Here is a 17,506-nt window from a genome sequence, read left to right on the forward strand (position 1 = left end):
AACCGATTCGCGGACAGGTCCGTGGAGCCGGTACAGTTGGCTCCGGCAAGCACCCGTAGCTCAACGGATAGAGCATCTGACTACGGATCAGAAGGTTAGGGGTTCGAATCCCTTCGGGTGCACCCAGCTCAAAGCCCTCTTCCGATCATGGAAGAGGGCTTTTGCGTACGCCATGGGAGCCACGTTGGGAGCCACGGGCAGCGATCAGGCCCCGAAGAGGGCGCCGCTCATCGCCTCAGCCGCCGCCCGCTTGTCGTCGACGAGCAGATGCCCATAGACGTCCTTCGTGATCGCGATGGACGTGTGCCCGAGGATCTCGGAGACGACGTGCAACGGCGTCCCTTGTGCCAGCATCAGCGAGGCGCCCGAGTGCCTTAGCTCGTGCGGATGCCAGTGGCCGAGGCCAGAGCGCTTGGCCAACTTGGAGAAGGTGTGCGAGAAGTTGTCCGGATCCATCGGCGTCCCGACTTCGCTCGCGAAGATCAGCCCGTGATCCTGCCACAACCCACCGGCCGCGATCCTGGCCTTTGCCTGCCGAGTGTGAGCCGTCCGGAGTTTGGTCACGAGCTGGGTAGTCAGGACGAGCGTCCGGCGGGACTTAGGAGTCTTCAACTCCCCGACCACGAGCCGTGTCTTCCTGCCGCTCATCTTGTCGCGGTCTTTGATCCGCTTCACGGAGTGCGTCAGCCGGACCGTCCCGGCGTCCCAGTCGACAGCCGCCCAGTGGAGGCCAAGGACCTCGCCACGGCGCAGGCCATATGCGAGGGCAAGCATGATGGCGACCTCGAAGCGGTGGCCGGCGACCGTCCCGAGGAGCGCTTTCGACTGGTCGATCGTCAGCGTTCGCCCTTCCTTCGCCACCACGTGTGGAGCTGCCGAAAGAGCAGCGACGTTGCGCGGGACGATGCCTTCCCTCTCGGCCTGGCCGAGAGCCTTGCGGAGGACTGTCCGCATGATCCGGATGCTGTTCGCGCTGTAGCCCGCATCCCGCTTGGCCTGCCACAGTTTGTCGACGTCCAGGACGGCGAGCTTGGCTAGCTTCTTCCGCCCCAGGGCGGGAGCGAGATGCAGCCGCACAGTGTCGTTGTAATCGTCCTCGGTCGACTCGGCCACTGCACCGGGAAGGTTGTGAGTCAACCAGCGGTCCAAGAATGCCTTGACCGTGATCTTGTCGTCGGGAACCGTCCCGGCATCCACCAGCTTCCGCAGCTTGCGGAGCTTTTCGGCCACCTCGGCACGTGTCCGTCCGGAGACCTTCTTCCGGACGCGCCGTCCCTTGTCGTCGTAGCCCAGGTGGATCGCGCCGCGCCAGCGGTCGCCGTCCTTGTAGATCGAGTCTTCGCCGTTGCCGCGTCGCTTGGTCATGCCGCGTCCGCCTCCTCTTCGAGTTGGGCAACGAACTCGGCCAGCGCCGTTGCCGGAATCCTTCGAGAGCCACCGAGCCGGACCGAGCGCAACGCACCGGTACGCATCAGGTCATAGACCTTGGTGCGTCCGATGCCGAGCATCACGGCGGCCTGTTCCGGCCTCCACAGGAGCGGTTCAGCCACCCCGTCCTTCGCAGTCGTCACGCTGCCTCCGCAGTTGCCGAAAGTTCTGGGGTGGGGTTGTGGGTTGCGGCGTCGAGCTGGCGGCGCCGTTGGATGCGTTCGTTGATCAGCAGGAGGAGTCGATGCTCTGTCGGCTTGACGTCCGGGTCGCCAGGCCCCGCGCGTTCCCAGATGTGGACGGCGTTCGTATCAGCCGGGTTCGACACGGGGATACCGGCTTCAGCGAGCCGTGCGAGGGCCCATGCTTTGCGGTCGGCTTTGTGGTCGGCGAGGGTTTTGCCGGACCATTTGCGGGAGACCAGGACGCGGCGTCCGCCGTAGCCGAGGTGTTCGTGTCGGTGGGCTTTGCCTTTGCAGTAGCCGGGCGTCATGCCTTTGCGGGGGTTCTTGGGTTGGACGCCGTAGCGCAGCCAGTTCGCGCACGTGGGCGAGCAGGGTTCGTAGCGGAGTGCTTCGGCCATCCGGTCGATGTGTTCGCGCTGCGCGCTTGTGTCGGCCTGGTGGCATTCGGCGACGCCTTTGACGAGGTACTTGGTCAGGTAGCCGATGCACCGCCGCGAGTCCGCGGAGTCAGCGAGGACGCCTTGCGCGTCGATCTGCCGCCCGAACCGTACGACGTGCAGGGGTTCGACGTCGTCGTCCTGGCCGAGGGCGTCTAGTGCTTCGTCCCAGGTGGGGAGGACTTCACCGGTTGCCGGGTCGAGGTAGCCGCCGCCGTTCTCGCCCGCCACGTCGTCCCAGACGGGTAGGTGTTCGCCGTCGAAGACGATGCGGTCGGTGGGTGGCCACCACACTTGGTGGTAGGTGGCCGCCACCACCTGCCGCAGCTCAGCGCGGGAGATCGTTCCGCGTATGGCCATGTGCAGGTGGGGCGCGAGACGCCTCTGTGGTTCGACAGCGGCGAAGTACTGGACGTCGTAGCCGACGAACCGGCGCAGGTTCTGCACGAACCGGTCGATCAGCTTGGAGAAGTGCAGGGCGTCACGGGCCGCCCGCGTGTAGTCGTAGGTGGCCGGGTCGACCGGCGTTCCATCACCGCGAACTCGCCCGTAGGAGTCCAGGGTGAGGGTCAGGAACAGCGAGGGCCGGAAGGTCTTCCCGTCCTGGCTCCGGAACACCTTGCCGAGGGTGCGGGAGTCGACCGGACGACGGGGAAGGTCGGGGGCGTCCTGGCGTCGCCGGGTCGACCGGGTCCGTCGGCTCTTGCTCTGGTCGCCGGTTTTGAGGGCACCGCGGACCCCGGTCCGTTCAAGCTCGTTGTCCAGGTCACGCACCACGGCATCCCAGAACGAGGAGTCTTCCCCCTCCGCCGTCCCGTCCTCGGCCGCGCGGTCACGGGCCGCTTGAGCGTGTGCCCGCAGTTCCATCCAGGTGCGTTGTTCGGCGTCGGGGTCGGCGCGGGTGATGACGGGTTCGGTGGTCAGGTGCCAGCCCTGGCGGCACTGCACCGCGCGGAGTTTGCGCTTGCGTTCGGCGCAGGAGGGGCAGACCGAGGCCAGGGTGTGACCGCACGGGACGTAGACCATTTCGGCCGCGCCGGTGTGCAGGTCGACGCGCCGCATGGGGACCGGGCGGATACAGACGCCGTGTTCGACCGCGACCGCTTCCAGCACCCCGCGCGCCAGCGGAGCCAGGACCTTGACGACCGGTTCCGGGCCGGGCTCGGCCGAAGGAGGCGGGTCGACGTCGGGAGCGTCGAGGGTGGGTTGTATGACGCGGGGACCGGTTTTCCTCACGCGGCCCCCCAGACGTCCAGGTCAGGCACCCCGAACGCGACCATGTCGCGGATGTCGGAGTCGGAGACGTAGGCCGCCCGGACCCGCACCGGGTCAGGCGAGGCTTCGAGGCGGACGAACCCGACCCCCGCCCCGATCTCCGGGACCGAGGAGATCTGGTCGGCCAGGGCGCCGCGGTCGCGGGCTCCGTCGCCGAGCACCATGTCGACTTGTTCGTCTTCGTCCAGGCGCAGGGCGATGCGGTCGGGGAACAGGTTGCGCAGGTTGTTGACCTCTTTGCGCGCGTCCTGCTGCGCACCGATCACGCAGTACCCCACCGAGCGGCCCTGGCTGGTGAGCACGGCAAGCGCGGACTCGGCCCGCTTTCTCAGGTCGCGTTCGGGGCAGTAGGCGGTCAGGAACGCCAGCTCATCCACCACGATCACCCGGAACGGGTGCTCATGCGACGGGGTGAACGAGCGGGTCACCCCGGCGAACTGTTCAGCGCGGGCGTTCATGTCCTCGGCCGCCGACTCCAGCAGCTCGACCATGCCGCCCTTGGGGTCGTCGCTGTAGCGCCCGTACCGCTCGAACAACGCCCGCCCAAAGGACAGTTCCATGCGTTTGGGGTCGACGGCCCACACCTCCACCAGGCCCGCGAGCATCAGCGGGAGCAAGGCGCGAATGGTCGACCAGATGACCGAGCCCTTGCCGGCCCCCGTCGCACCCGCGATCAACACGTGGGTGCCCAGGAGCCGCAGCCGCCACGGCGACCCGTCCTCGCACCGTCCGATCACCACCCCGGACAGGTCGACGTCGGAGCCGTCCGGGACGGGCAGCGCCGGTATCGGGACGGCGAGGGCATCGCGGCGGACGAACTCCAGCCAGATGCGGCCTGGACGGTCCCCGTCCCGGACCCGGACCAGCGTTGCGCCGAAGCCGTGCGCGAGGTTGACCGCGACCCGTTCCCACGCGTCGGGAGCCTGCCCCTTGAGCATCCGGACCAGCACCCGATCCGACGTCGGACCGCAACGGACCCGGACCACCGCAGGCAGGTACTCCCGCCCCTTGTGGACCTTGGTCAGGCCCGCAGTGACCAGGACGGGTTGCCAGTGCCGCCGGTACACGAGCACGAGCCGCCACCGGGCACGGGCCGGACGGACCACCCAGCGGACGAACGACGGACGGTCCACCACCGCCCACACCGAAAGGCCCGCGGCGACGAGGGCCAGGACCAGGACGGGGACCAGCCACCCGAACCGGTAGCCGAGCCAGCCCAGCCCGGACAGGACGGAGACGGGGACGATGTTGCGGACCAGGAACACCACCGTCCGGACGAGGGCGCGGACGGTGTTGACGAGGAGCACGAGCCCTTCGGGCATGTGCCACACCGGGGGCGCCCACTTGGGCGCGGCGAACGGGTCACGCTGTGCTTCGACGGCGACGTTTTCGCCCGGTCCGAGCTTGCGGAACTCCCATGCCATGATGGGTACACCTCTTCTTTGTGTCTTTGTGCAGTTCAGGGGAGAGGGGAACGGGGCGGCCGGAGGTACCAGCTCCAGCCGCCCCACCCGTTTTCAGGCCGCCGAGCCCTCAGCCGGCGCGCGGTTCCGGACGTGGAGCCGCTCCACATCAGCCGCGTAGGTCGCGAAGGACTCGGCGAGCTGGCGCGCGACCCGGACGTCTTCGGCGGTCGGCGCGGTCGGGTTGGTCGGGCAGAACGTCACGTCGGCGCGTGCGTGCATCACCGAGATCTGCGCGCGGTCACGGCCCGGCGTGCAGTAGACCCTCACGTCCTCGCCGGGGTGCAGGGCCACGTGAACCCTTGCCGTCCCGTCCGGGTCCACCTGGACCGTGGTGTAGCTGTAGGCGTCCATCACGCAGCCGCCCCCTTCCCCGACGACGACCGGCCCGACGAGGGGCGCCCCGACGAGGACCGGCCCGAAGGGCGGCCGGAGCGGTAGAGCCGTTCGACCTCCACCGCGTAGGCCGTTGCCTGCTCGGCCAGCCGCCGCGCGAACTCCACATCCCCGGCGTTCAGCCGCTCGGGGAGGGTAAGGGTGACCAGCACCCGGCCCGCCGAGACGGTGAACAGCGGGGTACGCGTCCGGAACGTCCGGAACTCGGTTGAGGCCGCGCTGTCGATGGGCAGTGACAGCGCCGACATGCGCCCGCCCGCCATCACGCAGCATCCTTAGCAGCCGCGCCGTTGTCCTTGCCCGAGCGGGACGCGCCCTTGATACCCGCCGGACGCACCGCCCCCGCCTTCAAGCTGTAGGCCAGACGGCCGTTACCGGAGTTGACGTACGGCGTCACCGCCAACCCCTCGAACTCCACCGGCACGAACGGGAACCCCGCCGGAGCCTCCGGCACCACCGGCTGAACCGGCCCCGACAGCTTCACCTTGAACGTCCCCTTGGACTCCGGGTCGGCGTCCAGGACCTCCACCGCCCAGACCAGTTCCCCGGAGTCCTTGTCCCGCGCCTGCACGAAGTTCTCCCGGGTCGACCGGTCGAAGTCCCGCACCGGCTCCACCCCGCCCTTCACGAACGCCCCGAACGGGAACACGTCCCCGAACGCGACCTTGAACGGACCTTGCACCGCCATGACGATCACTTCCCATCCGGTCAACTGTCAGTCAGTTGACCTAACAAGTGTGATCATAAGCGTACCCAGCTTGGTCTATCAAGTAACTAACCGGCGTGTGGCCGGATACGGTCACGCCAGCGGGTAGGCGTCTTCCAGCTCATGCAGGTCAGCGGGCAAGACAGTGTCGACCACCAGCAGCGGACGCCCGGCAGCGTCCCGAGCAGTCGCGTACACGACGAGGACAGGTGTCCCCGCACGCATCGACAACGCGGCGGCTTCCTCGCCGGTCGGCATCCTCGCAACGATGTGCTCGATGACGTGATCGAACTTCACGCCTTTGCGAGACTCCAGATGCTGCCGCACCCCCTGTTGCAGCGGTTCGGCGCTGGTCAGGTTCGTCCCCTCCGCGAGGTCCAGAGGCAGCCACAGCGAGAGCAGTTCAGACGGCGTGCCGTCAGCCGTCAGCAGCCGCCGGCGAAGGAATCCCTTGCCAGACGAGCCGAGGTCAAGAAGGGAGCGGACGCGGTTCGGCGCGTCGACCACCCCAGCGGCCAGGACCTCGCCGGGTATGGACGCCTCCGAGCCAGCCAGCCGAACCTGTCCCGCCCGCGCGCTCTCCAGCGAGGCCAGGGCGGGACGCCCGCGGACGAAGCGGCCCTTGCCCTGCCGGGAGTCGATCCAGCCTTGATCCCGCAGCACTCGCAGGGCCGACACCACGGTCGGCCGACTCACGCTGAACTCTTCGATGAGCTGATGTTCACTGGGCATCGCCGAGCCCGGCGGATACCGTCCGGACTCGATGCGCCGTTGAAGCTCCGTGACGAGCTGGGCGTACTTGGGGGGCACGGATTCAAGGCTCATCTCGTCCGTCCATCATCTGACAGGTTGTCTTACCAGGTCAGCGTTAATGTACGCCCAACCCGTACCGGCTGTCACGACTACCGGACACCAACAGACCCGATTACTCCGTGGGGAACAGCGGACCCGCGCGCCTCAGCCATCCGGCCCGCCAGCTCCATCGGCGTCGCCGCTTCCAGGAGCACCCACCACCCAGCCCGCGGCATCGCCGCCCACCAACGGAACGTGTGGCGCCCGAACCAGACCGACGAGCCGGGGAACCGGCGTTGAAGTGTGATGATCGCCGCCGTGACATCGTCCGGCGCGTCGCCTCTCCACGACGTCACGGCCGCAACCTCGGCAAGCTCGGCGCGGTCGGCTCGTTCATGAACGCGGTGATCCGCTCGACCGCTCCGTCCAGATCCGTGACCGGGTGCAGGTTGTCGACCCGCCACCAGGAGACTTCGCCTTTGCGGCGGTTCACCACCACATAGCCGATGACGTCGAGGGCCGTCCCACCCGGCCGGATGACCGTCAGTCCGGGGATGGCGTCGCGCAACTGGACGTACAGGCCGCGCCCGACCAGAGCCCGGCACAGATCACCCAGCACCCGAAGTTCAGTGTCGCGGGACAAAGAAGGACCCATCACCTGTTTCTCGCTTTCGTTGGAAGCAGAGCCGGAGGCGCGGGGCCTGGCCCGTCCCTCCCACACGCGTGACCACGGGGGATTTGGGGGGCGATCACGCGACGGACCGTCCTCGCCGCGCCGCCGGCTCTGCCGTTCAATGCGCCTTGGCCAGCCTGTAAGGCCAGCCCACGGCGCTAGTCGAAGTGGTCGTTCGCCGAGCCGTTGAGCTGCCCGGCCTGAGCGGTCACGAACCGAGCGACCTCGGCGGCCGCGCCCGGCACGTCGCCGACCGGGTGCTTGCTGTCATCGCGTCGCCAGGTGAACGTACGGCCCGAGGCCCCGACGAACACCCACACGAACAGGCCCGGATTCGCGGTACTCACCAGCAGCCCCGGCATCGACTCGTCCAGCCGGACAGCCAGACCCAGACCGAGAAGGGAGGCCCGAAGATCAGCCAGAAGCCGCAGCTCCACATCCCGTGCGTTCACGAGGCCGCACCGCCTTGCCGCTCGGACGCCTCACCCGTCCCGAGGCAGTCAGGGCAGGAGTCCTGACGGCTGTCCGCCGGAACGCCCGCCATGTGCCCCGGCGTCAACGTCCGCCGCGCCACCCGCCGCTTGACCCCGCGTCCCCTGCAAGAGGTGCAATCACTCGCCATGACCACACCGTGCCAACAAGTCACGTTGCGTCACGACGCCGTGATCATCTCGTTTCGCACGTCAACGTCTTGCAACCGTCTCGACTTTGTCTCGTCTTCGATCTCGCGTCACGTCTAGCCTGAGAAACGCCCAGCAGAGAGGACGGCCGGTGTCTCCCCAACCGATCCTGTTGCACGTCGTGATCCGTCAGCGCCGACTACAGCGGTACGGCATGTTCCAGGCCGCCTACAACGAAGCCGCCAAGAAGATCTCGCCCGAACTCACCGGCACCGCCCCCAGCCGCGCCCAGCTCCACCGCTGGACGTCCGGCGAACTCAAACGCCTGCCCTATGTCGACCACTGCCGCGTCTTGGAGGCGATGTTCCCCGAGTGGACAGCCGACGAGCTGTTCGCCCCCTGCCCGCCCCACGTCCTGGCCGACGAGCCCACCGCCCACACCGCCACCGACGAGCGCGCCGACCTTGAGTCCACCGCCGACCGGGTAGGCCCCAACCCCTACGCCGACGTCACCGCCGTCTTCGCCACCCGAGCCGAGTTCTCATACGCCCACCCGCCGCACGCCCTACTCGACGGCGCCAGCAGCATCCGGGCCGCCGGCCTCTCCCTCAACATGCTCTGCCAGCAGTACCCCGACCAGCGCCTCTACCGGCTCATCGAGGACGGCACCACCCTGCAAGCCCTGTTCCTGGACCCCGAAGGCGGGGCCATCCGAGCCCGCGAACACGAAGAGGGCTACACAGACAACCACCTCACCACCCTCACGCGCCTGAACATCGAAGTCCTGACGCGCCTCCGCAAGCGCCTATCGCCCGAGGCCCAAGACCGGCTGTTCGTCGCCGTCTACGACGAGACCATCCGGTTCAACATCACGCTCATCAACGACAAGCTCTGCGTGATACAGCCCTACCTACCGACCGCCCGCGGAGTCGACTCGCCCACCTTCCTCGCCGAACGCAACCCGACAGGCACCGGCCTGTATGGGACGTTCGAAGAGATCTTCAACTCGCTATGGGAACGAGGCCGCACCCTATGACCGACGCACCCACCGCACTACTACCCGTCGCACTCAAAGCAGCAGAGATAGCCAGCGACCTAGTGCGCACACGCGTCCCCGGCCTCCTCACCGCCAAGGGCGACCGCGACATGGCCAGCGAAGTCGACTACGCCGTAGAACGCGCCGTCCGCGACTACCTCAACGAGCGAACCCCCGACATCGCCATACTCGGCGAAGAAGAAGGCATCACCGGCGACACCACCGGCGAACTCCTCTGGGCCATCGACCCCGTAGACGGCACCGCCAACTTCGTCCGCAACATTCCGCTCTGCGGCTTCTCCATCGGCCTCATCCAACGAGGCCGCCCCGTCGTCGGCGTCATCGACCTACCGTTCCTAGGCACCCGCTACCACGCAGCCCAGCACACCGGCGCCTACCTCGGAGACCGCCGCATCCAAGCCAGCATGACCACCGACCTCAAAGACGCAATCGTCGCCATCGGCGACTACGCCGTAGGCGAGGGAGCCGAAGCCAAGAACCGTCAACGCATCGCCCTAACCGAACGCCTAGCCGCCAAGGTCCAACGCGTCCGCATGCTCGGCTCAGCCGCCATAGATCTAGCGTGGGTAGCCGAGGGAAAGCTAGACGCCACCATCACGCTCTCAAATAAACCATGGGACACAGCCGCTGGCGTCATTATCGCCCGCGAAGCGGGAGCCAAAGTCACCGACCAAGACGGAATCGACCACTCCTTCGAATCCCAAGCTACCATTGCTTCCAGCTATCAGCTTGCGCACGGAATAACGGATCTCCTCGGCGAGACATCGCATCCGATGATGTAGAGTCGCGGAAGCTGGCTTAGCGGTTACTGCGGTAAGGGTCGGAGCAGGGTGTCTTCCTGATTGCCTCGAAAAGGCTATGCGGCCATAGGCGCAAAGGACCTTAGTACCATGGCTTGGAGGCCGACTATCTCGCCAATCTTCGTATCTGGAACGTGAGGGCCATGCTGGCTCCACAACAACTTCCGAATAAGGATGGGCTCTTCGGGCCTGACCGCAACTGGCTCTGACTTGCGCCATCCTCGCGCGCTGAGTTGCCGGAACAATGAGGTTTTTCGATGTTCGTCGATTAGCCCAAGATGAGATCCACGCATGATGAGTGCTTGAATAGATATTCCCCAATTTGCCTTCATCTGCGCAAGTTGTCGTAGTGTTACAGGCTTGCTGAACATCTCGATAGCTCTTTCGTGTGGCACAAGGAGAGCTCCAGCGAAGCGATGGGCCTCATTCTCTGGGTCGGCGGCGTTTCGTCGCCTGCTGTGCAATACGAGGTGCCCCAACTCGTGAGCTAGTGTAAACCTCTGACGGTCACCTGGTCCGCCAGTGAAGTAACCGATAACTGCCGGTTCATCGAAGGCGGGCCAATAACTAATACCAAAGTGGTCTACTACATGAGCTTCATCCTCGTCTCCTGGAAGTGTCAGGGGAACTACCGCGATACCGGCTCTCTCGCAGGCTCTAGTTAGATGCCGTATGGGGCTCGTTCCTCCAATTTGCAAGGCTTCGCGCACTTGCATGGCTAGCTCTTCTATTTCCCTGTCGCTGACCTCGCCTTTGAGCATGGGAATATCAGGCCCGCCGTATCCGGCGTCTACGAGGAGTTGGTTCGATATTCGGTAAGCTTCATCGAAGAGGGCTTTAACCCGCTTGAATTCAGTCTTGCGCGCAGAGGCGTACTTGCGAAATCGAAGCGTTCCCAGAGGGACATCCGGTGGCATGACCTCAAAGAATGAACGAGGGCTTCCCGTTGAGGCAGCAATTGCGTCTAGGATATCATTGGAAGCTTCCAATACGCCATTTTCAATTTGAGAGATCCGCGACTGGCCGACCCCCGCCGCTTGGGCGAGTTGCCCTTGTGAAAGTCCGAACAAGTGACGTAGAGTTCGAAGTCTTTCACCCGCCCAGGGGCTGCTCATTTCCCTTCTCTCCCTCTTCTTCGGCCTCGAATGGCAGAAGAACATTCATTCCGCTGTCATCGGGCACAAATTCCAGATCGGATAGCCCGCTCCTGTGCAAAGGAAAGGAAATATCAAACTTGGCGACCTTGCCAAGCTTCCATTTACCTATCGGGCGTATGATCCGTATAGAAACCTCTCCCTCTGGGGCGCGACGCCACACGGCGATCAACTTGCTAGCTTTTACCCCGTGCAACCCTAGATCTGGATTGCGATAAAAGTCGATGCGAGCGGTGTTGTGCCCAGGAGGAGGAACTGAATTTTCAGGCCACTCATGCAAAATGCGGAGAAGTAGTAGCTCATTTCGCAGCAGAACTTGACCATTCGGGCGAGGCTTTGCAATCTCCCACTCGCCAAGGTCCAGCGTCTTTAGAACGCGCCGAGCATGGAAGCGTGTGAGATGGGTGGTGCCGGCTCCGTACTCAGGATCCGTCATCTCGTAGTCGCCGAAGTGCCCCTCAGCGATCTCACGAGCGACCTCAATGCCTTCGTGGAGGACTCCGCAGAGCGAACTGACGGCATCAACTAGGTACGCCTGGTCGGCGGCTGTGGCCATGGCGCTGATATTATCAGCATGATTGCTACACCACCACCGACTCGCCCAGCTTGGACGCCTCAACCTCCACACGTCCTTCGAACGTGCGTTCTAGCATCGCATACTTGATCTTGTGTTGCCAGGCGAACACTCGTGGGAGCGACACGCCTCACGCCATCTATGCCAAGCGCTGTTAAGTGCCGTCGAGCTTGGCACATCCTCCAAGCTGCCCGGTGACGATACGCGGAGCGACAGGCCAGAGCGACAGGCCGGATGATTGCCGAATCTGGCTGTTTAGGATCAAGGGGCGGCGGCGCTCAGGCCCGCTGCGCGGCCCGGCGCCAGGCCGCCCGGAGCGTGCGGCGTGGGCGCCGGTCACCGGCCGACCGCACCGGGCCGCGCATCGTGCCACCGCCGCCCGTCCGCCAGCCGCAGGCGGTCACCGGGTCGCGCCACCGCCCAAGGCTCAGGCCACCACGTGGCCGAGGTTCCTTCTTGCCTCCGGCGGGGGGCACTCCGACTCCGGGAAGTCAGGGCCGCGTCCGTCACGGTTTCGGAGGGTTGGGGGATGCCCGAGCTTCCCGTCTGCCGTCGTCCCGATCGGAGATCTACCAGACCAGGGCCAGGGGGTGAAGGTCGTTCGTCCGGTGGGGCGCTCCACCTTCACCCCCTGGCCCTGGCCCGGCGGCGCGGAGCGCGGGACGACGGCAGACGGGAAGCTCGGGCAGGAGTGCGCGCGCGTGCCTAAAGATCACTGTTCTAGGGCTGCTACAGCTCTTTTTTTGGGGGGCGTGGAGGGAAACGCAGCGCCACCAGCGGTGATACCGACAAGCGCCAGAAGCCAAGCCCGTGGGTAGAAGTCGTCCACGTAGCCAGCGAGTACCGCGAGTACTGCCGCCAACGCAGCGATGCTTGCGACGGTAAGCCGTCCAGTATGGTCACGCAGAGCCAAGCCGGTCTCCACCTTGTCGAAGGCAACTTGACGATGTGACGCCCGACCTCCGTTGCTAGTTCCAGTGATGAGCCGACCGAGACCAGTGGGCCGGTCATAAGGGTCGCGATCAGGCTGGGCCCCTGGGAGCCACGTTGGGAGCCACGTCGGCGGACGATCTTGGAACGCGGCGGACGGGTCCGGACGAGCGGAGGGCACGCGTCCGAGCGTGCGGACTGATTCGGACGGGCGCGCTGATCGTTTGGGAATCTACGGATCAGAAGGTTAGGGGTTCGAATCCCTTCGGGTGCACCCAGCTCAAAGCCCCTTGCGATCTTCCGCAAGGGGCTTTGCTAACGGTCCCGCTAACAGCGCATCTGATCTAGGCTGCGGTCTCCACTCGTCGACGAAGATCTCTGCGGCCTCTACGAGCTGCTGATTGATGACGTGCGTGCAGACCGGGAGCGTGTGGACGGGGACGCCCATCCAGGACCTGCCGAGCTCGAGCCTGTCGGCGAGTTGGCACCTGCGCGTGCCTCGAGGACGTAGACCGTTCCGGCGTCGAGGCTTACGATGCGGGACCGCAGCTCTTGGTCGTGCCCTCGATGCGTTCGCCGACGAACAACGAGGTCGGGCCCTCGACCTGTGTGGACGTGCCGTCCAGGTCGACATCCCGCGACTGTGGGGTGAAGCGGCGCCCCGTGGCGAGCAGCGGCGTACGCGACCAGACGATCTTGAGGAAGGTCCGCAGCATCGCAGGCGTCCAGATCTCGCCGGGTTCGGCGGGGCGCATCGAGGCCGCTTGAGCTCGCTCAGCAGGGTGGGCGGTGATGACCTGGTCGACCAGCACGGTGTCACCGAACGCCTGTAGGAAGCACGGAGCGAACGTCGGCGACTCGTAAGGTGGTCAGGCAACGAAGACAGGTCGGTGACCTCGGCGGTCAGCCGGTGAGTCCGCCGGCTTCCAGCAGCGGAAATCGGGGTTAGAGACTCCGCTGCTTCCCCGGCCGCCTGGGCTTGTTCCTGTCCGGCTTCGGTTCGACCGCCTGTGCCGACGGCGGTGACTGGCTCCACTTCCGGTACGCCTCAAAGTCGGCTTGCCTGGTTGCCAACACCGGGTCCCAGTCGTATCGGAGCGGCTCCACCTGCAGCTCCTCGATGCAGTGTCGGGTCACGCCTTCGAGCGACAACCGGGCAGTAGGGAGATGGAGCTTGTTGTGCAGCACCACGTCCTTCGCCAGTTGGGTGTGCCCCAGATGGATGTGGGGGCCTTTTACCTTGCCCTTCGGATGCCAGTGATAGGAGACGACGCCCTCACCGCTGCTGTTCTGAACCTCATAGTTGTAGGCGTGGGTCGTGACCCGCCATGGGGACCGGCCGGGCTCCTTCACCGGGATGATCTCGTAGTGCATCTGGACGCGCAGCAGTAGTTGCTGTGGGCCTTTCAGCTTCACGGCCTCGTCGCGATTCAGGGTGAGACCGTGGACACGACCGGCGGTGTTGTATCCGCCCTCAGAGAGTGTGATCTTGGCTTTGGCGACGCAGGCGAGCGTGTCCTGCAGGGGGATGAGGAAGGCTTCGACAGCCTCCCGGGGGGTCCTACCGGGCAAAGGGGATCAGCATGGCGACGTCGGCGACGGCGGGGTCGTCGGTGTCGTCGTAGTAGCCGTGGTCCCAGCGGGAGAGGAACTCCTCGCCGGAGATGTTCAGCCGTCTGCGGGCGGCTTTGTGGAGCATGGACGCGCCGTCGCTCCGAGAGACCTCATCAGCCTCGACGTGAGTGTGGTGGCGTGTTCCGGGCACGGTGTCCTCCTTGCCTGGTGCGCTCATACACGGGTCCTCGGTGTCTTCCAAGATGTTCCCTGAGAGACGCAACTCTAGGCGTCACTTAACGTGATCGTCGGACATCAGCTGGTAGTGGGCCTGTGGTGTCCTCATCTGGCCAGCATTGCGAGTCAAATGCCTGATTTGTTCACGATACTCGAAGTTGACCGAATCGGATTCGGAGACTCGAGGCCGAAGGGGACGGACGGCGGAGTCCCAGCCGGGGCCCGGGTCAGCGGGGGGTGGGGCCGGTGGTCAGGTGGGTGAACATCGGGCGGCCGACGCTGAGGAACTTCCGGCCCGTCATGCCGTTGATGAGGCCGGCGGCGGACGCGTACCAGGCGCAGATGGCGGTGAGGACCCCGATGTAGCCGCCGATCTTGATGGTGTTGGCGCTCTGGGCGAACTGGCCGATGAACAGGATGATCTCGGTGGCCTCCAGGGTGACGAACACCGCGAGGACGGCCTGGTTGACCTGTGTGGCCCACAGCATCATGTAGGTGTTGAAGATCGCGAAGGCCAGCAGGATCCAGCCGAGGTCGTTGGCCTCCTGGGCGGGGGTCGTGCGGCCGGCGAAGATGACGACGTACAGGCCGAGGCCGATCCAGAAACCGCCGTACGAGCCGAACGCCGTCGCGCAGAACACGTTCCGGTTGCGGAACTCCCACATGCCCGCGAGGAGCAGGACGAGACCGCCGTAGCCGAGGGCGTAGCCGAGCCAGGCGTCGGTGCCGTTGGTCCAGCCGGCGTTCTTGGCGGACAGGAGGAACAAGGTCAGGGCGAAGGCCGCGAGTCCCAGCGGTGCGGGGTCGGCGACCGCGTGCGGTGCCCGCGGGGTGGGCTCTTGCTCGACGTGGGTCATGGTGCCTCCTCGGTGGAGTCCCATCGCCGTGTCTCGCTCGGTCTCGTACGGGCGGGGCAGGGATGGACGAAGGAATGCGACAGCGGACGTCGGCAAAGGCCGCACCGGCGCGAACGGGACTCGCGTCGTCCCATAGAGATCCGACCTCACCGTCATGCCAGGCACCCGGCGCGATTCGGACGGATGCGTCCCTGAACTGCGGGACCGCTGTCTGGGAGCGGTCCCGTTTCGGATGATAACTCCGCCGGGACAACCGGCCTCGCGGGATATTTCCGGCCTATCACCGCAAAGTCGGGTGGTCGCCGTCCAGTTCGGCGGGTGCGGGCGCTCTCGGTGCCGAAAAAGTCCTCGATATGGTGTGCAGCGTCCGCTTTCATGGCAGGGCTTTGGGGGCCGGTGCGGGCGGCCTTTATCCTGCGGGACGGGAGTTGAACTTAGTAGTGCAAATTATCAACAGGTCTTGATTGATGGGCGCCGCCGAATTGGTGGCAGGGCGGCAGGCGGTCAGTCGACCACGGCGTCGCTGAAGGTCGGCGTGTCGCCCAGCATGGCGCGGTGGGAGCGCGGCCGGCCGCCGTCGATGTCGGTGACGCCCAGTTCCTCGCCGAGTTCGGCGCCGATGAGCACCTGTCCGGTCCACCGCATCGGGTCCGGGTGGCGGGCGAGGGCGTCGATCACCCGTCCGCTGAACTCCGGGGACTCCGCTCCGGCCGCGAACGACTGGTAGCGGTCGGGAACGCCTTCGAAGAGGGCCCTGTTCCGCTCGGTCTTCAGCAGGCCCATCCAGAGCGAGATGGCGGCGACGTTGTAGGGCTTGAAGTCGACGGCCATGTCGTGGGCCATCTTGTCCACGGCGGCCTTGCCGGCGCCGTAGGCCGGGCCGTGCATGTAGCAGCGGCCGCCGAAGGACGAGGTGTTGACGACGAGCCCCGCGTTGTTCTTGATGAGCAGCGGGGCCGCGTAGTAGCTCGCCACGTATGCCGACCGCATTCCCACGTCGAACATGCTCTGGAGCGCCAGCGGCTTCTCCCAGAAGGGGCCTTTGCGGGAGAGTCCGTCGGGGATGGTGAAAGCGTTGTTGACGAGGATGTCCAGCGCGCCGGACTCCCGTTCGATCTGCTTGAACAGGGCCTCGACCTGGGTGTCGTCGGAATGGTCGCAGATCACCGGGACTCCGGTGCCGCCCCGGTCGGTGATCTCTTGCGCGGTGGCGAAGACGGTGCCCGGGAGTGCGGTCTCGGTGCGGGTGCGTCCCGTCACGTAGACCGTCGCTCCGGCCTCTCCGAGGGCCAGCGCGATTCCCTTTCCGGCGCCGCGGCTCGCTCCGGTGACGACGACCACCCGGTTCTCGATCAGGCCCATTCGTTCCTCCCCGAAGCCAGGAATTCCAGCATCGTCGCGGTCGTCTCGCTGGATTTCTCCATCTGCATCATGTGGCCCGCCTGTTGGATCATTCGAACCGCGCGCAGATCCTCGTAGTGGTCGCCGAGACGGTTCAGCGGGTCGTCGCCGTGCCAACCCTCCAGGTCGGTGTCCTGCTCGCTGCCGATGAAGTAGTACGGGACGGGGTTCTTCCGGCCCGCGTACGACTTCCGGTACTCCCAGGCAAGGTCCATGGCCCGGTACCAGTTCAGCCCGCCGGTGAATCCGCTGCGGCTGTAGTCGGCGACGTAGAACTCCAGTTCCGGCTCGGTCAGCCACGTCCACGGAAGGGGCGGCGCGTCCGGAAGAGCGTCGATGTAGGACGTGCCCGGGGGCTGCCGCCAGACGTCGAGGTAGTGGTAGTCGCTGGACAGCGCGTAGAAGAGCTTGTGCAGGAATTCGCGGGGCGCCGCGGCGAGGTCGCGCTCCGCGGTGCCGGACGCGACGAAGTAATGGATGTGGTTGAAATGCCTCTTGGCCTGCCGGGCGGCGAGGGCCAGCGGCGGCTCGTCGGACGGCGTGATGAACGGATTCTCCAGCCCGATGATGGCCGAGATGCGTTCGGGACGGTGGTAGGCGAGGTCGTAGGCGGCGAACAGGCCGAAGTCCAGGCCGCTGAAGACCGCCTTTTCCGCGTCGAGGTGGTCCAGGAGGCCGATCAGGTCGGCGACGATGCGGTCCGGGCCGTACTCGTGGTGGTCCGGAGGCCCGCTGGTCTGCCCCATACCGCGCATGTCGGGCGCCACGACCCGGAATCCGGCGTCCGCGATCGGCCCGATCTGGTGCCGCCAGCTGAACCAGGTGTGCGGGAACCCGTGCAGGAGGACGACGAGCGGCCCGGTCCCCTCTTCCACGTAGTGGACGTCGAGGCCGTTGATCTTCGCGTACCGATGACTCCAGCCGGCCATGCTGCGGTTTCCTTAAGGCTCCGGGACCATCCGTCGCC

General features: G+C 65.9%; 20 protein-coding genes and 1 tRNA gene. 3 read left to right on the forward strand and 18 right to left on the reverse strand.

Annotation, left to right across the window (positions count from 1 at the left end; translation table 11 throughout):
- The first annotated feature begins 49 nt into the window (after positions 1 to 49).
- Positions 50 to 122 (forward strand) — tRNA-Arg (locus SM418_RS21265).
- An 82-nt stretch (positions 123 to 204) separates the two neighbouring features.
- Here SM418_RS21265 and SM418_RS21270 read toward each other — a convergent pair.
- The 10 genes from SM418_RS21270 to SM418_RS21315 form a co-directional block, all read right to left on the reverse strand.
- Complete coding sequence (locus SM418_RS21270; RefSeq protein WP_371966092.1) at positions 205 to 1,365, reverse strand: site-specific integrase; 1,161 nt, start codon at positions 1,363 to 1,365, stop codon at positions 205 to 207.
- Positions 1,362 to 1,571 carry a helix-turn-helix domain-containing protein gene (locus SM418_RS21275; protein ID WP_371966093.1) on the reverse strand — a complete coding sequence of 70 codons (210 nt, stop codon included), beginning with the start codon at positions 1,569 to 1,571 and terminating at the stop codon, positions 1,362 to 1,364. The genes SM418_RS21270 and SM418_RS21275 overlap by 4 nt, the downstream gene beginning before the upstream one ends.
- The gene (locus tag SM418_RS21280; RefSeq protein WP_443098421.1) at positions 1,568 to 3,184 is read right to left on the reverse strand and encodes a replication initiator; all 1,617 of its coding nucleotides are present in this window, start codon (positions 3,182 to 3,184) and stop codon (positions 1,568 to 1,570) included. The genes SM418_RS21275 and SM418_RS21280 overlap by 4 nt, the downstream gene beginning before the upstream one ends.
- A 98-nt stretch (positions 3,185 to 3,282) precedes the next feature.
- On the reverse strand, positions 3,283 to 4,749 hold the full coding sequence (locus tag SM418_RS21285; RefSeq protein ID WP_371966094.1) for an FtsK/SpoIIIE domain-containing protein: 1,467 nt from the start codon (positions 4,747 to 4,749) through the stop codon (positions 3,283 to 3,285).
- Positions 4,750 to 4,842: 93 nt separating this feature from the next.
- Positions 4,843 to 5,142 (reverse strand): hypothetical protein, encoded by a 300-nt coding sequence (locus SM418_RS21290; RefSeq protein ID WP_371966095.1) that lies wholly within the window; start codon positions 5,140 to 5,142, stop codon positions 4,843 to 4,845.
- The gene (locus SM418_RS21295) at positions 5,142 to 5,447 is read right to left on the reverse strand and encodes a hypothetical protein (protein WP_371966096.1); all 306 of its coding nucleotides are present in this window, start codon (positions 5,445 to 5,447) and stop codon (positions 5,142 to 5,144) included. Before SM418_RS21295 ends, SM418_RS21290 begins: the two co-directional genes overlap by 1 nt.
- Positions 5,447 to 5,872, reverse strand: coding sequence for a plasmid replication, integration and excision activator (locus tag SM418_RS21300; protein WP_371966097.1), 426 nt, complete (start codon positions 5,870 to 5,872; stop codon positions 5,447 to 5,449). The genes SM418_RS21295 and SM418_RS21300 overlap by 1 nt, the downstream gene beginning before the upstream one ends.
- A gap of 111 nt (positions 5,873 to 5,983) precedes the next feature.
- Positions 5,984 to 6,715 carry a GntR family transcriptional regulator gene (locus SM418_RS21305; protein ID WP_371966098.1) on the reverse strand — a complete coding sequence of 244 codons (732 nt, stop codon included), beginning with the start codon at positions 6,713 to 6,715 and terminating at the stop codon, positions 5,984 to 5,986.
- A gap of 319 nt (positions 6,716 to 7,034) precedes the next feature.
- Complete coding sequence (locus SM418_RS21310) at positions 7,035 to 7,301, reverse strand: hypothetical protein (protein ID WP_371966099.1); 267 nt, start codon at positions 7,299 to 7,301, stop codon at positions 7,035 to 7,037.
- A 212-nt stretch (positions 7,302 to 7,513) separates the two neighbouring features.
- Positions 7,514 to 7,807: a hypothetical protein gene (locus SM418_RS21315; protein ID WP_371966100.1), complete on the reverse strand. Its 294-nt coding sequence runs from the start codon at positions 7,805 to 7,807 to the stop codon at positions 7,514 to 7,516.
- Positions 7,808 to 8,126: 319 nt separating this feature from the next.
- On the opposite strand from SM418_RS21315, the gene SM418_RS21320 reads away from it, so the two are divergent.
- Complete coding sequence (locus SM418_RS21320) at positions 8,127 to 9,011, forward strand: DUF5919 domain-containing protein (protein ID WP_371966101.1); 885 nt, start codon at positions 8,127 to 8,129, stop codon at positions 9,009 to 9,011.
- Positions 9,008 to 9,814 carry an inositol monophosphatase family protein gene (locus SM418_RS21325; protein ID WP_371966102.1) on the forward strand — a complete coding sequence of 269 codons (807 nt, stop codon included), beginning with the start codon at positions 9,008 to 9,010 and terminating at the stop codon, positions 9,812 to 9,814. The genes SM418_RS21320 and SM418_RS21325 overlap by 4 nt, the downstream gene beginning before the upstream one ends.
- A gap of 74 nt (positions 9,815 to 9,888) precedes the next feature.
- Here SM418_RS21325 and SM418_RS21330 read toward each other — a convergent pair whose 3' ends face one another.
- The 8 genes from SM418_RS21330 to SM418_RS21365 all read right to left on the reverse strand — a co-directional run bounded on the left by SM418_RS21330 (position 9,889) and on the right by SM418_RS21365 (position 17,468).
- Entirely contained in the window at positions 9,889 to 10,947 is a 1,059-nt protein-coding gene (locus tag SM418_RS21330) for an ImmA/IrrE family metallo-endopeptidase (RefSeq protein WP_371966103.1), read from the reverse strand.
- Positions 10,925 to 11,542, reverse strand: coding sequence for a hypothetical protein (locus SM418_RS21335; RefSeq protein ID WP_371966104.1), 618 nt, complete (start codon positions 11,540 to 11,542; stop codon positions 10,925 to 10,927). The genes SM418_RS21330 and SM418_RS21335 overlap by 23 nt, the downstream gene beginning before the upstream one ends.
- Positions 11,543 to 13,020: 1,478 nt before the next feature.
- Positions 13,021 to 13,302 carry a hypothetical protein gene (locus SM418_RS21340; protein WP_371943268.1) on the reverse strand — a complete coding sequence of 94 codons (282 nt, stop codon included), beginning with the start codon at positions 13,300 to 13,302 and terminating at the stop codon, positions 13,021 to 13,023.
- Positions 13,303 to 13,435: 133 nt separating this feature from the next.
- The gene (locus SM418_RS21345; RefSeq protein ID WP_371943267.1) at positions 13,436 to 14,062 is read right to left on the reverse strand and encodes a hypothetical protein; all 627 of its coding nucleotides are present in this window, start codon (positions 14,060 to 14,062) and stop codon (positions 13,436 to 13,438) included.
- Positions 14,052 to 14,306, reverse strand: a complete 255-nt coding sequence (locus SM418_RS21350; protein ID WP_371943266.1) for a hypothetical protein — start codon at positions 14,304 to 14,306, stop codon at positions 14,052 to 14,054. Before SM418_RS21350 ends, SM418_RS21345 begins: the two co-directional genes overlap by 11 nt.
- A gap of 202 nt (positions 14,307 to 14,508) precedes the next feature.
- Positions 14,509 to 15,138 (reverse strand): acetate uptake transporter, encoded by a 630-nt coding sequence (locus SM418_RS21355; protein ID WP_371943264.1) that lies wholly within the window; start codon positions 15,136 to 15,138, stop codon positions 14,509 to 14,511.
- Between the two features lie 504 nt (positions 15,139 to 15,642).
- Positions 15,643 to 16,500 (reverse strand): SDR family NAD(P)-dependent oxidoreductase, encoded by an 858-nt coding sequence (locus tag SM418_RS21360; protein ID WP_371943263.1) that lies wholly within the window; start codon positions 16,498 to 16,500, stop codon positions 15,643 to 15,645.
- On the reverse strand, positions 16,491 to 17,468 hold the full coding sequence (locus tag SM418_RS21365) for an alpha/beta hydrolase (RefSeq protein WP_371943261.1): 978 nt from the start codon (positions 17,466 to 17,468) through the stop codon (positions 16,491 to 16,493). Before SM418_RS21365 ends, SM418_RS21360 begins: the two co-directional genes overlap by 10 nt.
- Between the last annotated feature and the right edge of the window lie 38 nt (positions 17,469 to 17,506).

The organism is Actinomadura chokoriensis (assembly GCF_041463665.1).
Classification (GTDB): domain Bacteria; phylum Actinomycetota; class Actinomycetes; order Streptosporangiales; family Streptosporangiaceae; genus Spirillospora; species Spirillospora chokoriensis_A.

Excerpts from the sequence above, each read along its gene's own strand:
- SM418_RS21295 (WP_371966096.1), bottom strand. The coding sequence starts at position 5,447 with ATGGCGGGCGGGCGCATGTCGGCGCTGTCACTGCCCATCGACAGCGCG.
- SM418_RS21365 (WP_371943261.1), bottom strand. The coding sequence starts at position 17,468 with ATGGCCGGCTGGAGTCATCGGTACGCGAAGATCAACGGCCTCGACGTC.
- SM418_RS21355 (WP_371943264.1), bottom strand. The coding sequence starts at position 15,138 with ATGACCCACGTCGAGCAAGAGCCCACCCCGCGGGCACCGCACGCGGTC.
- SM418_RS21330 (WP_371966103.1), bottom strand. The coding sequence starts at position 10,947 with ATGAGCAGCCCCTGGGCGGGTGAAAGACTTCGAACTCTACGTCACTTG.
- SM418_RS21360 (WP_371943263.1), bottom strand. The coding sequence starts at position 16,500 with ATGGGCCTGATCGAGAACCGGGTGGTCGTCGTCACCGGAGCGAGCCGC.
- SM418_RS21270 (WP_371966092.1), bottom strand. The coding sequence starts at position 1,365 with ATGACCAAGCGACGCGGCAACGGCGAAGACTCGATCTACAAGGACGGC.
- SM418_RS21300 (WP_371966097.1), bottom strand. The coding sequence starts at position 5,872 with ATGGCGGTGCAAGGTCCGTTCAAGGTCGCGTTCGGGGACGTGTTCCCG.
- SM418_RS21305 (WP_371966098.1), bottom strand. The coding sequence starts at position 6,715 with ATGAGCCTTGAATCCGTGCCCCCCAAGTACGCCCAGCTCGTCACGGAG.
- SM418_RS21325 (WP_371966102.1), top strand. The coding sequence starts at position 9,008 with ATGACCGACGCACCCACCGCACTACTACCCGTCGCACTCAAAGCAGCA.
- SM418_RS21335 (WP_371966104.1), bottom strand. The coding sequence starts at position 11,542 with ATGGCCACAGCCGCCGACCAGGCGTACCTAGTTGATGCCGTCAGTTCG.
- SM418_RS21290 (WP_371966095.1), bottom strand. The coding sequence starts at position 5,142 with ATGGACGCCTACAGCTACACCACGGTCCAGGTGGACCCGGACGGGACG.
- SM418_RS21285 (WP_371966094.1), bottom strand. The coding sequence starts at position 4,749 with ATGGCATGGGAGTTCCGCAAGCTCGGACCGGGCGAAAACGTCGCCGTC.